The sequence below is a fragment of the Kitasatospora sp. NPDC056446 genome, from assembly GCF_042796115.1.
Classification (GTDB): Bacteria; Actinomycetota; Actinomycetes; order Streptomycetales; family Streptomycetaceae; genus Kitasatospora.
Window position 1 is genome coordinate 18789 of sequence record NZ_JBHTRF010000054.1, and the last position, 13945, is coordinate 32733.

Genomic DNA, 13945 nt, shown 5'->3' on the forward strand with positions numbered 1-13945 from the left:
TCAGCCGACGGCGGCCGGGGCGGCGGTGCCGGCCGGCGGCGCCGCCGGGGTGCCGAGGAAGGCGCCCCAGCCGCCCGCCGGGGCCTGCCCGGGGGCGAGGGTCTGGAGCTTGCGCAGCACCGCCGGGTCCTGGGCGTCCAGCCAGTCGACCAGTTGGCGGAAGGAGACCAGCCGGACCTCCGGCTTGTCCGCGACGGCCTTGAGGACGTCCTCGACGGCGTTCATGTAGATGCCGCCGTTCCACTCCTCGAAGTGGTTGCCGATGATGTACGGCGCCCGGTTGCCGTTGTAGGTGCGGTCGAAGCCCATCAGGTAGGCGTCCCGGGCCTGGGCCTGGAAGCCGGGGTGGAGCGCCGGGTCGGCCTTGGTGTTGGGGCCGCACTGGTTGTACATGATGTTGTAGTCCATCGAGAGCACCTGGAAGGTGTGCCCGGGGAAGGGGATGGACTGCAGCGGGAGGTCCCAGAGGGCGCCGCCCTGGATCTTCTGCGGCCAGATCTGGGTGCCGTTGCCGCTGCTGTCGTAGCGCCAGCCGCGCTTGACGGCGGTGGGCAGCAGGTTGCGCTGGCCCTCCAGGCACGGGGTGCGGCTGCCGATCAGTTCCTTGCGGTAGTCGAAGGGCAGCGCGGGCAGGTCGGTGAAGCCGGTGTTGGTGCGCCAGTTCGTCACGAAGTCCATCGCCTGCTGGATCTCGCTGTCCCACTCCTCGGGGGACCACTTGCCGACGCCGGTGGCGCCGCAGAAGTGGCCGTTGAAGTGGGTGCCGATCTCGTGGCCCTCCAGCCAGGCCGCGTGCACGTTCTCCAGGGTGACGCGGATGTGCGGGTCGCTCAGGTAGCCGATGTCGGAGGCGCCGACCTTGTGCCCCGGCGGGCGGTAGAGGTCCTTCTTGGACTCGGGCAGCAGGTAGAGGCCGCTGAGGAAGAAGGTCATCTTCGCGTCGTGCTCCTGGGCCAGCCGGCGGAACCGGGCGAACAGGCCGTTGTCGAGCTCGCCGGCGCCGTCCCAGGAGAAGACCACGAACTGCGGCGGGCGCTGTCCGGGCTGCAGCCGGTCGGGGGTGGGCTGGTGGGGCTGGGGGCCGGTGTCGGAGGTGGAGCCGTCGCCGATCAGGACGGTCTGCGGCTTGGGGGCCGGGGCCGGGGTGGGGGTGGCGCTCTGCTCGTCGGCCGCGCCGGTGGCGGGGGCGGAGCCGGTGGCCCGCTCCCCGCCGGTGGCGTGGTTGCTGCCGCAGCCGGCCGCCAGGGTGGCGGCGGCACCGGCCGCCAGCAGGGTGCGGCGGGAGAGAGCGTCCATGATCACTCCGTTCATGTGGCGTTCGGCTGCGTGCGGGAGTGTGGGGTCCGGTCGGACACGCGGCGGATCGAACCCGTGACCGCGACAGCATGGCACGAGCGCGCAGACGGTCGGAGAGGCACAGCGGACGGTCGGAAGTGATCGCCCGAACGACGCAACCGAACCCGTGCGTGGAACCGTCGGTAGGTCGTGTCGGGCGTGGTCCCGCGATGTCCGCCCGCGGGGCGCGGTCGTCGCGCTCCGCGACCGGACGCCCACTCGGCGCAGGGAAAAGGTCGGTGACCCTGCCAATCGGCGGGTGCCAGTACGACCATCGTATGGACGTGCCTTACAGTCCGATCCGGTTCAATTGTTCCCAGGAACCTCCCAGGATGCGGGATTCCGTCGGCAGAGGGGAGCGCCCGTGGGCGTCCAGCAGAGCAGGAGCCCCTGGCCGGGCACCCTGGCGGCGGGAGCCGCGCTGGTGCTCGGAGCCTGGCTGCTGCACGACGGCGGCGCGCCGGTACTGCCGCCCGCCCCCGGCGACGGCCAGCTCCAGGCCGGCATCGCGCCGGTCTCGATCGTCCCCCCGCTGGGGCCGTCCGCGCCGACCCGGATCCGCATCCCGGCCGTCCGGCTGGACGCCCCGGTCACCGCGCTCGGGCTGGACGCCGACGGCCGGCTCCAGACGCCGCCCGAGGCCGACCGCAACCTGGCCGGCTGGTTCCGGGGCGGCGCGAGCCCCGGCCAACGGGGCACCGCGATCCTTGCGGGGCACGTCGACAACAAGGCCGGTCCGGCCGTCTTCTACCATCTGGGAGCGCTCCGTAGGGGAGATCGGATCGAGATCGCCCGCGCGGACGGCGCCACCGCCGTCTACCAGCTGTACGCCATCGAAGTGCACGACCGAAAGGACTTCCCGGACGATCGGGTCTACCGTCAGGCCGCTGACGCGCAACTGCGGGTGATCACCTGCGGCGGCGCCTACAGCGCGGAACACGGCTACGACGGGAACGTCGTCGCCTACGGGTTCCTGGCGGACACCACCCAGCCGGGCAAAGCAGCATGACCACGCTCACTCTCGCCTCCCGCTGGAACCCGATCGACTGGCCGCTCACCCAGGGCCTGATCCCGCACGCCGTGCTCGTGGCCGGATGGGCGGCGCTGCTCGCGCTCGCCGTCGGCCGCGACCGCCGCTGGTGGCGGTTCCGGCTGCCCGCCGCGCTGTTCACCGCGGCCGCGCTCAGCCTGCTGCTCGACGTCGTCGTCGACGGCTGGTGGCACCCCTTCCCGGAGGGCACGCCGCAGTACGTCACCTGGTGGATAGCCACCGCCCTGCTCGGGCTCTGCCTGGCCGGCTACCGGGTCAGCCGCCTCACCTGGCGGCGCCGGGGGCTCGTGTTCGGCCTGGGCGGGCTGGTGCTCCTGATGGCCGCCTCCCAGGTCAACGTCGGCTTCGGACAGTTCCCCAGCGGGCGCGTGATGCTGGCGCCGTGGCTGACCAAGACCGACGCGATGCTCCCCCCCAAGGCCGGGCAGACCATGGCCGCACCCGCGGACAAGGTGCTCGACGAGGTCTGGAAGGCCCCGGCGAACCTGCCCGACAAGGGCACCGTCGCGGTGCGGCCGATCCCCGGCACCAAGTCCGGCTTCAAGGCCCGCGACGCGTACGTCTACCTCCCGCCCGCCTACTACGCCAACCCGCGGCCGCTGCTGCCGGTGATCGTCATGATCACCGGCCAGCCCGGGGTACCGGGGGACTGGGTGCTCTCGGCACAGATGAACGAGGCCCTGGACGCGTTCGCCGCCGACCACGGCGGCCTCGCGCCGATCGTGGTGATGCCCGACCAGCTCGGCTCGACCTGGGCCAACACGCTCTGCCTGGACTCCAAGATCGCCAAGACCCAGACCTACCTGGCGGCGGACGTCCCCGACTGGATCCACCAGAACCTGCAGACCGCCGTCGGCCGGAAGTCCTGGGCGATCGGCGGAGCCTCGATGGGCGGCACCTGCGCGCTCCAGCTCGGCGTCAACGCGCCCGACGTGTACGGCACCGTCCTGGACATGTCCGGGCAGGAGGAGCCGACCCTGGGCACCCGGGAGGAGACCGTCAAGGCCGCGTTCGGCGGTGACGAGGCCAAGTTCGACGCGGTGGACCCGGTGCAGGTGATGGCCCGCAAGAAGTTCCCGGACACCAACGTCGCCATGGTCGTCGGCGAGACCGACGACGAGTTCAGGCCGCAGATGGAGAAGGTCTACCAGGCTGTTCAGGGGGCCGGGATGAAGGCCAAGTTCGAACTGATGCCGGGAGGCCACGGATGGGTCGTCTTCCGCCCCGGCATCGCCCAGCAGATCCCGTGGCTCGCCCAGCAGACCGGGTTGACCCGGTGACCGGGGCGGGAACCGCGCTCGCCGCCGGAGAGCGCGAGCAGAAGCAGGCCCAGGTCGTCGCGCAGCGCGGCTCCGAGGGGGGCGCCGACCGCGCGCCCGTCACCCGGACGCCGGAGCCGCGCCCGCAGCGGGTCCGGCGGGCGGCCCGGGCGCTCGGCACCCGGCTGCGCGCGGCGCCGCTGACCCTGGCGCTGCTGGCCGGGCTCTGGTTGCTCGGCGCGGCCACCCACAGCCTCGGCCGGGGGCCGTCCGACCGGCTGCTGGAACGGGCCGGGGTCGGCCTGTCCACGCTCGCCGAGGGCCACTGGTGGGCGCCGGTCACCTCGATGTTCTGGTGCTCGGGCCGCGGCTCGTACGTGTTCACCAGCGTGCTGCTGCTCCTCGTCGGCCCGGCCGCCGAGCACCGGCTCGGCCGGCTGCGCACCCTCGCGGTGCTGGTCGGCGGCCAGGTCGTCGGCACCCTGCTGGGCAGCGGGCTGGTCGCGTTCGGCTCCTCGGCCGGCGAGCAGTGGACCGCCTCGGTGGCCGACCAGATCTCGGTCGGCCCCGGTGTCGGCCTGTTCGCGCTGGCCGGCGTGCTCGGCTACCGGCTCACCGTGCTCTGGCGCCGCCGGCTGCACCTGCTGGTGCTGCTCCTGCCGCTGGTCATGACGCTGTACGTCGGCCACCTGCAGAGCGTCCAGCGGTGCGCCGCCGCGCTGGCCGGGCTCGGCGTGGGCGCGCTGCTCAGCCACGGCCGCCCGTACCTGCGCTCGCACCGCTCCTCGCACTCCGAGACCCGGGTGCTGGTCGCGCTCTGCCTGGTCGCCGCCGCCTTCGGGCCGCTGCTCGCCTCGCTGTACGACAACGCCACCGGGCCGTTCAACACGTTCTCCGAGCTGTACTTCTCGCACCGGCTCAGCCCGGACGAGGTGGCCGACTTCTGCGCGATCTCGGCCCACGACTGCGCCCGCGCGCACGCCGTCGTCCGGATCTTCGACACCCCGGGCCGGCTGATGGCCGCGCTCTTCCCGGCGCTGCTGCTGGTGCTCGCCGAGGGGCTGCGCCGGGGGCTGCGGTTCGCCTGGCTGGTGACCGTCGCCACCGAGGTGCTCTGGGCGGCCCTGCTGGGCTGGCTCTACCTGGACGCCGGGCCGGTCAGCCGGGACGTGGTCCAGTACTTCGTCGAGGCGATGCTGCTGCCGCTGCTGACCACCGGCCTGCTGCTGGCCACCCGCAAGCGGTTCCGGCTGCGGCTGTCCGGCCGGTCGGTGCGCCGGCTGGTCCTGGTGCTCGGCGGGGCCGCGCTGGTCTCCTCGGCCGCGTACGTGGGGATCGGCCGGCTGGTGGCCGGCCAGTTCGAGCCGGGGGCGAGCGTCCGCCGGCTGCTGCACGGGCTGCCGGCGCAGTTCCTGCCGCCCGCGTACAACGACCTGACGCCGGACTACCCGATCGCGGTCGGGCCGGTGGCGCGCTTCCTGGAGACGTACTGCGGGCTGGCGTTCTGGGTGGTGGCACTGGCCGTGCTGCTGTCGGCCTTCCGCCGGCCGGTGCTGCACACCGACGCGGAGGCGGCCGCCCGGGCCAGGGCGCTGCTGACCGAGCACGGCGGCGGGACCCTGTCGTTCATCACCACCTGGGACGGCAACCACTACTGGTTCGACGAGCAGGGCCGGGCCGGCGTCGCCTACCGGGTGGTGGGCACCATCGCGCTGACCACCGGCGACCCGTTCGGCGCGCCGGAGGACCGCGAGCGGGCGGTGGCCGGGTTCGCCCGGTTCTGCGACGCGCGGGGCTGGACGCCGTGCTTCTACAGCGTCTGCGCGCAGACCAGGGCCGCCGCGACGCAGCTCGGCTGGCGCTCGGTGCAGGTCGCCGAGGACACCGTGGTCGCGCTGCCCGAGCTGGCCTTCACCGGCCGCAAGTGGCAGGACATCCGTACCGCGCTCAACAAGGCCGGCAAGCAGGGCATCACCGCCGAGTGGTGGTCGTACCACGAGGCGCCGCTCGCGCTGCGGGACCAGATCCGGGCGATCTCCGAGGAGTGGGTCTCGGAGAAGGGCCTGCCGGAGATGGGCTTCACGCTCGGCGGGCTGGAGGAGCTGGACGACCCGGACGTCCGGGTGCTGGTCGCGGTGGACGACCAGCGGGTGGTGCACGGGCTGACCAGCTGGATGCCGGTGTACGAGAACGGCGTGCCGGTCGGCTGGACGCTGGACTTCATGCGCCGCCGTTCGGACGGCTTCCGCGGCGTCAACGAGTTCCTGATCGCCTCGGCCGCGCTCGGCTTCAAGGAGGAGGGCGCACGCTTCCTGTCGCTGTCGGGCGCGCCGCTGGCCCGCACCGGGCAGGACGAGGAGCCCACCGGGCTGCAGCGGATGCTGGACTGGATGGGCAAGGTGCTGGAGCCGGTGTACGGCTTCCGCTCGCTGCTCGCCTTCAAGGCGAAGTTCCAGCCGGAGTACCGGCCGATGTACATGGCCTACCCCGACCCGGCCGCGCTGCCCGGCATCACCAGGGCGATCGGCAAGGCCTACCTGCCGCACCTCACGGCGGCGCAAGGCGTCCGGCTGATGCGCAAGCTGTCGGGCTGAGGAGCGCCCCGGGCCGAAGGGGCGCGCCGGTGCGGAAAGGGAGAGCGCGAGGGAGCGAGGTGGGGGTCCCCCCGGCCGGAGGCTGGGGGAGAGCGAGGGAGCGCCGACTGTCGGCACCGGGTCCGAGCGCCCCGGAGGCGAGCGGCGCGAGTCACAGGGCGAGCCCCCTCCCCGCCCGTCACCCGAGCAGCTGGGCGAGCGCGCGGTCGGCGTCCAGGTGCAGGTGCTCCTCGCCCTCGGGGACGAGCAGCCGGCTGCGCCACAGGAAGCGGCGCAGGTCGGCGGTGTCGAACTGGAGCAGCGCGGTGCCCTCCGGGGCCCGCAGCTCGACCATGGTGCGCCGGCCGAGCGCGGGCCGGACGTGGACGTCGCCGACGCCGGCCGGCAGCTCGATGCCGGCCGAGAGCAGCCGGCGGGCGAAGACCCAGACGATGTCCTCGGCGCCCTGGCCCGGCTCGGCCTCGTCCAGCGAGAACTCGGCGGGGAAGGCCATCCGGACGGCCAGCGGGTCCTCCGCCAGGTAGGACAGGGTGGCCCGGAGCCGCACGGAGCGCTGGGGGGAGAGGATCAGGCGGGCCTGGACGGCTTCTTCGACGGTGCGCACGGGGGGTCCCTTCGGTTCGGTGCGAGGCCGCGTGGGGCAGGAGGGTCGGTGCGGACTCACCCTGGTGAGAGTCCGGGCGGCCCCGGTGATTACCGGGTTTCGACCGCGATCGAATGTGATCCGGATCACATCGGTTTCCGGCCGTGCGGGCCGGGCGCGGAGCCTCGCCTGGAGGCCCGATCGGCGCCCAACCGGTAGGCTGGGCGGGTTGTCCGATCGCCGCCCGACCGCGGGGCGAGGCCGCAAAACCGCCTCTGACCTGCGATGATCCCCCCTCGGAGACCGTGAGTACTGCCGCCGCCTCCTCGATGCCGCTGTTCTCCGACGCACCGGAGAGCCAGCCCCCCGGCCGAACCGTCGGCCATGCCGCGTCCGCCGGTTCGCACCACCTGTCCCCGGCCTTCCCCGGCCGCGCCCCCTGGGGCACCGCGGGCAAGCTGCGGGCCTGGCAGCAGGGCGCGCTGGACAAGTACATCGAGACGCAGCCGCGCGACTTCCTCGCGGTCGCCACCCCGGGCGCGGGGAAGACCACCTTCGCGCTCACCCTGGCCTCGTACCTGCTGCACAACCACCTGGTGCAGCAGGTGACCGTGGTCGCGCCGACCGAGCACCTGAAGAAGCAGTGGGCCGAGGCCGCCGCCCGGATAGGCATCCGGCTGGACCCGGCCTACTCGTCCGGGCCGCTCTCCCGGGACTACCACGGCATCGTGGTCACCTACGCGGGCGTCGGGGTCAACCCGATGCTGCACCGCAACCGGACCGAGGCCCGCAAGACCCTCGTGATCATGGACGAGATCCACCACGCCGGTGACTCCAAGTCCTGGGGCGAGGCCTGCTTCGAGGCCTTCGAGCCCGCCACCCGCCGACTGGCGCTGACCGGGACGCCGTTCCGTTCGGACACCAACCCGATCCCGTTCGTGGCGTACGACGCGGGCAGCGACGGCATCCGCAAGTCCGTCGCCGACTACACCTACGGCTACGGGCACGCGCTCGCCGACCACGTCGTCCGCCCGGTGATCTTCCTCAGCTACAGCGGCAACATGCGCTGGCGCACCAAGTCCGGCGACGAGCTGGAGGCCCGGCTCGGCGAGCCGATGACCAAGGACCTGATCGCCCAGGCCTGGCGCACCGCGCTGGCCCCGCAGGGCGAGTGGATCCCGAGCGTGCTGCAGGCCGCCGACCGCCGCCTCACCGAGGTCCGCAAGGCCATCCCGGACGCCGGCGGCCTGGTGATCGCCACCGACCAGACCGTGGCCCGCGCGTACGCCAAGATCCTCCGCGAGATCAGCGGCGAGAAGGTCACCCTGGTCCTTTCCGACGAGACCGAGGCGTCCCAGCGGATCTCCGACTTCTCCGCCGGGACCTCCCGCTGGATGGTCGCCGTCCGCATGGTGTCCGAAGGCGTCGACGTGCCCCGGCTGTCCGTCGGGGTGTACGCGACCTCGATCTCCACCCCGCTGTTCTTCGCCCAGGCCGTCGGCCGCTTCGTGCGCGCCCGCAAGCGCGGCGAGACGGCCTCCGTCTTCCTGCCGACCATCCCGATGCTGCTGGGCTTCGCCAACGAGATGGAACTCCAGCGCGACCACGTCCTCGACCGGCCGAAGAAGGAGGGCGAGGGCCTCTTCGACGAGGAGGACCGGCTGCTCGCCGAGGCCGAGCGGGCCAACGACGGGCCGGACGGCGCCGGCGGCGACGAGTTCTCCTACGAGGCGATCGGCTCCGACGCGGTCTTCGACCGGGTGCTGTACAACGCCATGGAGTTCGGCATGCAGGCCCACCCGGGGAGCGAGGAGGAGGAGGACTACCTCGGCATCCCGGGCCTGCTGGAGCCGGACCAGGTGCAGATGCTGCTGCAGAAGCGCCAGCACCGGCAGATCCAGCGCAGCAAGACCAAGCCCGCCGAGGAGGCCGACCTGCTGGAGCTGCCGGCCGAGCAGCGGCCGGTCGTCACCCACCAGGAGCTCCGCGAACTGCGCAAGGAGCTGAACGCGCTGGTGGCCGCCTGGCACCACCGCACCAGCCAGCCGCACGGCACCATCCACAACGAGCTGCGCCGCCAGTGCGGCGGGCCGCTCACCGCGCAGGCCACCGCCAACCAGCTGCACGCGCGGATCGCGCGGATCCGGGAGTGGGCGAAGTAACGGTCCGGCGGCCGGCCGGCGGACCGCCGGCCGCCTGACGGCCCGGAGGGGTCCGGGCCCCGGTGTGTCCGGACTTCGGACCGGAGTCGAACCCGTGTCCCGGCGGGCCCGGGGAAACAGGGGGGTTTGTCCGGAATTCGCGGCGCTGTTGAAGTCGATCACGCCCGAATTTTGGACAACCACTTCCGCCGCGACATTTCCTTCACTACCTTTCCCCCACGCTCTACCGCCGGGCAACCCCCGCGGGACGGCGCCGCAGGACCGTACCGGCGTCAAGGAGGACGCCGCGCGCGGCCCCAGCGCGGCCACCCCCACCTGCGCGCGACACCGACCTTGGTCCGGCGCCGCCCGCCCCGCGCGCGCCGCGGAAAGGATTGCCCGTCGTGACTGCCGAGACCTCCCAGACCCTGGACCGCGGAGTCCGGGTCCTCAAGCTGCTCGCCGACTCGGAACGGGGGCTCACCGTCACCGAGCTGGCCGCCCGGCTGGCCGTCAACCGCACCGTCGTCTACCGGCTGCTGGCCACCCTGGAGCAGCACGGCCTGGTCCGCCGGGACATCGGCGGCCGCGCCCGGGTCGGCCTCGGCGTGCTGCGGCTCGCCCACCGGGTGCACCCGCTGCTGCGCGAGGCCGCGCTGCCCGCCCTGCGCAGCCTCGCCGAGGACCTCGGCGCCACCGCCCACCTGACCCTGGTGGACGGCAACGAGGCGCTGGCCGTCGCCGTGGTCGAGCCCAGCTGGACCGACTTCCACGTCGCCTACCGGACCGGCCTGCGCCACCCGCTCGGCGAGAGCGCGGCCGGCCGGGCGATCCTGGAGGCGCGCGCCTTCCCCAGCCAGCGCCGGCCCGAGCAGGGCTTCGTCATCACCCGCGCGGAGGAGCAGTCCGGGGCGTGCGGCGCGGCCGCCGCGCTGCTCGGTCTGAGCGGTATCGAGGGCAGCGTCGGCGTGGTGATGCTGAACGGCATGGTGCCCGAGCGGGTCGGCCCCCGGGTGATGGAGGCGGCGACCGAGGTGGCCGACGCGCTGAGGTAGCGCCCGGCGGGCGGGCGGGCGCGGCACACGGGGGTGCCGGGTGTGTTTGGATTCCCCTTGTGTCCGACACCAAGCTCCCCAAGGCCCTCACCTCCCCGCGGACCCGCGCGCTCGCGCTGTGCGGGGTGCTGGTCACCGCGCTGTTCGGAGTGGCCGCCTTCGTCCCGCTGCCGTACACCATCACCTGGCCGGGCCTGACCGCGGACACCCTGGGGACGTACCAGGACAAGCCGGTGCTCACCATCACCGGGGCACCGCTGCGCACCACCGAGGGCCAGCTGCGGATGGTCACCATCACGGCGACCAACCCGGACCAGCGCAACACCTTCCTGCGGTCGATGCAGGCCTGGTTCGACCCCAAGGAGGCGGTGCGCCCGACCGACACCGTCTACCCGCAGGGCAACCCGGCCAAGGCCGAGGAGGTCACCGCCCAGCAGATGGCCGAGTCGCAGGACAGCGCCACCGCGGCCGCGCTGGGCTACCTCCACCTGTCGCCGGACCAGGTGAAGGTCAAGGTCGACCTGGGCGACGTCGGCGGCCCGAGCGCCGGCCAGATGCTGGCACTGGGCATCGTCGACAAGCTGGCCGGCGACGGCAAGGGCGGCGACCTCACCGGCGGGCTCGTCATCGCGGGCACCGGCACCATCGAGAAGGACGGCACCGTCGGCCCGGTGGGCGGCGTCCCGCTGAAGACGCAGGCGGCCGCCCGGGACGGCGCGACGGTGTTCCTGCTGCCCAGGGACGAGTGCACGGACGCCAAGGTGAACACGCCCCGGACGCTGCGGCTGGTGCCGGTCGGCACGCTCGGCGAGGCGGTCTCGGCGCTCCAAGCGATCAAGAGCGGCGGCAGCGTTCCCTCCTGCTGACCGGGTGGGGCCGGTCCGGCCGTGCCGTACGGGCCGTGCGGGCCGGGCCTTGGCCGTGCCGTGCGCGCCGGGCCCGTGCCGTGCCGGGCCGTGCGGGCCGGCGGACCCGGTCAGATCCCGAAGGCCACCGCGGCGAAGTCGTCCCCCAGCCGGGTCCGCAGCCGGGCGGCGATCCCGGCCAGGCGGTGGGCCTGGGCCATCGGCAGGGAGACCGAGACCGCGCCGAATCCGGTGCCCGCGACGATCGGCACCGCCGCGCCCGCCGTACCGACCGCGTACTCCTGGAACTGGCTGATCGGGGTCGCGAGCCGGGGGCCCTGGCGCGGCAGCAGCGGCAGGTGGGCGGGGTCCCGCAGGGTGTACGGGGTGAACGGCACCATCGGGTAGCGGGCCAGGTGGGACCGGCGCTCCTCGGCGGTCATCAGGGCCAGCAGCGTCTTCCCGGCCGCGTGGGCGTGCGCGCCGGCCCGGAACAGGTGCCGGTCGACCAGTGGTGCCCCGGGAGCCTCGGCGGCGCCGACCAGTTCGACCTCGCCGTCCCGGTACCAGGTGAAGTAGACGGCGGCGGAGAGCTCCTCGGCGAGCGTGCCCAGCAGGGACTCCAGCCGGGCCCGGCCCGCGCTCGGGCCGTCCTCCCGGGCCAGCGCGGCGACCGCGGGGCCGGTCAGGTAGTGGCCGCTGCGGCGCTCCAGGTAGCGGTCGTGCACCAGGGTGCGCAGCAGGTGGTAGGCGGTGCCCAGGGCGAGGCCGGTGTCCCGGGCGAGCTGCTTGGCGGTGGCGCCCTGGGGGTAGCGGGCGACCGCCTCCAGCAGGCGCAGGGCGCGCTGGGCGGAGGTGATGAGGGTGGGGGCGGTGCCGTCGGCCGCGGCGGTGGTCATGCGGGGGTCACCCCGGGGGAGGGCGCCGACGGCACGGGTATCAGGGGGCCGGAGGGCGGTACGAGGAATTCCAAAACGTCCATGCATAAATCTTGGGGCTGACGGGGCCTCATGCCTATGCCGAATCGGCGCGTCCTGCCGGGCGGACCGTCCTACTCGGCGGCGGCCTGGTCCACCAGCGGCAGGATCCGGTACGGGACCGGGTTCTCCAGCACGATCGCGGTGGACGAGCGGACGATGCCGTCGAAGCCCACCACCCGGTCGATCACCCGTTGCAGGTCGGCGTTGGAGCGCGCCACGATCCGCACCATCATGTCCCCGATCCCGGTGATGGTGTGCAACTCCAGCACCTCCGGCACGCCCGCCACGTGCGCCCGCACGTCGGCGCCCTGGCCCTGGGAGATCTCCAGGGTCGCGAAGGCCGTCACCGGGTAGCCGATCGCCGCCGGGTCCACCTCCGGGCCGAAGCCGCCGATCACCCCCTTGGCCTGGAGCCGGTCCAGCCGGGCCTGGACGGTGCCCCGGGCGACCTGGAGCCTGCGCGAGCACTCCAGCACCCCGATCCGGGGCTCCTCGGCGAGCAGCCGGATCAGCCGGCCGTCCAGGGTGTCGATGGTGTCGTTGGTGCTGCCCGCCGGGGTGGCGGACGCGCCCTGCGCGGCGGTGTGGCCGGGCGAGGCGGCGTGGCCGGGTGCGGTGTGGCCGGGCAGGGCGGTGCCGGGTGAGGCGGGGTCGGGTGAGCCGGGGGAGCTCGGGGAGTGGGCGGGGGGCATCACGGCACCGTCCTCCGGTGGGCATTCTGTACAGCGGTGCGGCCGATTCTTCCGCCCCGAGGCACAGCTTGACCAGGAGGAAACGGAACAGTTGCGCGCGGGTCGGCTCGGCGCCACCCTCCAGCCACACCCCCGTGCTCAGGGTCCCCCACCCCGGCGCCGGGGCAGCCAGCATTGGTCCGTACGCCTACCGGGAGGGCCGTCATGACCGACACCGCCGCCGAAGCCGTCCTGCTCGGGGCAGGACCCGCCCCGGACCCGGGTGACCCCGGTCCGCTGCCGGTGGGCCGCGCCGACGCGGTGGTCTTCGCGGTCGCCGACGCCGAGCGGGCGGCCCGCCGCTACTGTGCCGCGCTCGGGCTGCGCTGTACCGCCTACGCGGGGCCGGAGACCGGTGTGCCGGAGACCGTCTCCTACGTGCTCGCCGCGCCGGGGACGCGGATCGTGCTCACCTCGCCGGTGCGGCCGACCGGCCCGGGCGGTCGGGGCGGCTGGGGTGGCCGGGGGCCGGCCGACCGCCGGGACCGGTCCGGGGACGGGGTGCTGGACGTCGCGGTCAGCGTGCCGGACGTCTACTACGCCTACGACTACGCCGTCGACCGGGGCGCGCTGTCCCTGGTCGAGCCGCACGAGACCCGGGACGCGTACGGCTCGGCGGTGCTGGCCACCATCGTGGTGCCCGGCGGCAGCAGGCACACGCTGGTCGACCGGGCCGGCTACGCGGGGCCGTACCTGCCGGGGTACGCCCCGCACCCCGGGTTCTGACGGAGGGCCGGCCGGCCTTGTCGGAGCGGCTAGCGGACGGCTGTCTCGACGATCGGGGGGTGCCCGTTCCAGTAGACGAAGACCGAGTTGGCCTGGTCGTCCTTGGTGAAGTCGATCCGCATCCACTGGACGCCGTTCCACACCTGCATCTGCCAGCCCGGGTCCGGGGTGGCGGAGACCAGCGAGGCGTGGTCGGGCTTCAGGTCCAGCGCGACCCGGCCGCCCGGGATCGGGTAGCTCTTCACCGTGGACGTGGCTGTCTGGGTGGCCGAGGGCACCGGCCGCCGGGTGGGCGGCGGGACGGTCGCGGCGGCCGCCGGGCCGTGCGCCGTGGTGGCGGCCGGGGAGGTCGGCTGGGTCGGCGAGGCGGACTGCGCGGCTGTGCGCGGCTGCTCGGTGACGGCGGCCGGGGAGGTCGGCGTGCCGTCGGCCTTCGGGGAGGGCAGCGGCAGCGCCGTGGGGCGCTCGAACGCGGCGCCGGTCAGCACGGCGTGCACGCCGAGCCAGGACAGCGCCACCGCCGCCCCGGTGGCCGCCGCCCAGGCACCGAGCTGTACCAGTCCGTTCCGCATCGTTCGCACATCCTGCCGTATTTCCGTCCTGCCCGAGACCGGCACCCCCGGTATTCCTCAGGGCAGTTGCACA

General features: G+C 73.8%; 12 protein-coding genes. 7 read left to right on the forward strand and 5 right to left on the reverse strand.

The window, feature by feature from the left end:
• Nucleotides 1-1296 (reverse strand): hypothetical protein, encoded by a 1296-nt coding sequence (locus ACFQ6N_RS28015; protein WP_380654643.1) that lies wholly within the window; start codon nt 1294-1296, stop codon nt 1-3.
• Between the two features lie 403 nt (nt 1297-1699).
• On the opposite strand from ACFQ6N_RS28015, the gene ACFQ6N_RS28020 reads away from it, so the two are divergent.
• From ACFQ6N_RS28020 to ACFQ6N_RS28030, 3 genes are read left to right on the forward strand one after another with little or no spacing between them, the layout of a single operon-like run.
• Nucleotides 1700-2344, forward strand: a complete 645-nt coding sequence (locus tag ACFQ6N_RS28020; RefSeq protein WP_380654645.1) for a class F sortase — start codon at nt 1700-1702, stop codon at nt 2342-2344.
• Nucleotides 2341-3666: an alpha/beta hydrolase gene (locus tag ACFQ6N_RS28025; RefSeq protein ID WP_380654647.1), complete on the forward strand. Its 1326-nt coding sequence runs from the start codon at nt 2341-2343 to the stop codon at nt 3664-3666. Before ACFQ6N_RS28020 ends, ACFQ6N_RS28025 begins: the two co-directional genes overlap by 4 nt.
• Nucleotides 3663-6239 carry a rhomboid family intramembrane serine protease gene (locus ACFQ6N_RS28030; RefSeq protein ID WP_380654650.1) on the forward strand — a complete coding sequence of 859 codons (2577 nt, stop codon included), beginning with the start codon at nt 3663-3665 and terminating at the stop codon, nt 6237-6239. The genes ACFQ6N_RS28025 and ACFQ6N_RS28030 overlap by 4 nt, the downstream gene beginning before the upstream one ends.
• A 178-nt stretch (nt 6240-6417) precedes the next feature.
• Here ACFQ6N_RS28030 and ACFQ6N_RS28035 read toward each other — a convergent pair whose 3' ends face one another.
• Nucleotides 6418-6843: an SsgA family sporulation/cell division regulator gene (locus ACFQ6N_RS28035; RefSeq protein WP_380654653.1), complete on the reverse strand. Its 426-nt coding sequence runs from the start codon at nt 6841-6843 to the stop codon at nt 6418-6420.
• Nucleotides 6844-7151: 308 nt separating this feature from the next.
• Between ACFQ6N_RS28035 and ACFQ6N_RS28040 the strand changes: the two genes are divergently transcribed.
• From ACFQ6N_RS28040 to ACFQ6N_RS28050, 3 genes are all read left to right on the forward strand, one after another.
• Nucleotides 7152-8984, forward strand: a complete 1833-nt coding sequence (locus tag ACFQ6N_RS28040) for a DEAD/DEAH box helicase (protein ID WP_380654736.1) — start codon at nt 7152-7154, stop codon at nt 8982-8984.
• A 383-nt stretch (nt 8985-9367) separates the two neighbouring features.
• Nucleotides 9368-10018 (forward strand): IclR family transcriptional regulator, encoded by a 651-nt coding sequence (locus ACFQ6N_RS28045; protein ID WP_380654655.1) that lies wholly within the window; start codon nt 9368-9370, stop codon nt 10016-10018.
• Nucleotides 10019-10077: 59 nt separating this feature from the next.
• Nucleotides 10078-10884 carry a S16 family serine protease gene (locus tag ACFQ6N_RS28050; RefSeq protein WP_380654657.1) on the forward strand — a complete coding sequence of 269 codons (807 nt, stop codon included), beginning with the start codon at nt 10078-10080 and terminating at the stop codon, nt 10882-10884.
• Between the two features lie 110 nt (nt 10885-10994).
• Here the strand turns inward: ACFQ6N_RS28050 and ACFQ6N_RS28055 are convergent, their stop codons facing one another.
• Nucleotides 10995-11762 (reverse strand): helix-turn-helix domain-containing protein, encoded by a 768-nt coding sequence (locus ACFQ6N_RS28055; RefSeq protein ID WP_380654659.1) that lies wholly within the window; start codon nt 11760-11762, stop codon nt 10995-10997.
• Nucleotides 11763-11914: 152 nt separating this feature from the next.
• Nucleotides 11915-12376 (reverse strand): Lrp/AsnC family transcriptional regulator, encoded by a 462-nt coding sequence (locus ACFQ6N_RS28060; RefSeq protein ID WP_380654739.1) that lies wholly within the window; start codon nt 12374-12376, stop codon nt 11915-11917.
• A gap of 363 nt (nt 12377-12739) precedes the next feature.
• Between ACFQ6N_RS28060 and ACFQ6N_RS28065 the strand changes: the two genes are divergently transcribed.
• Entirely contained in the window at nt 12740-13300 is a 561-nt protein-coding gene (locus tag ACFQ6N_RS28065; protein WP_380654662.1) for a VOC family protein, read from the forward strand.
• A 29-nt stretch (nt 13301-13329) separates the two neighbouring features.
• Here ACFQ6N_RS28065 and ACFQ6N_RS28070 read toward each other — a convergent pair whose 3' ends face one another.
• On the reverse strand, nt 13330-13872 hold the full coding sequence (locus tag ACFQ6N_RS28070) for a hypothetical protein (protein ID WP_380654664.1): 543 nt from the start codon (nt 13870-13872) through the stop codon (nt 13330-13332).
• Nucleotides 13873-13945 lie beyond the last annotated feature (73 nt).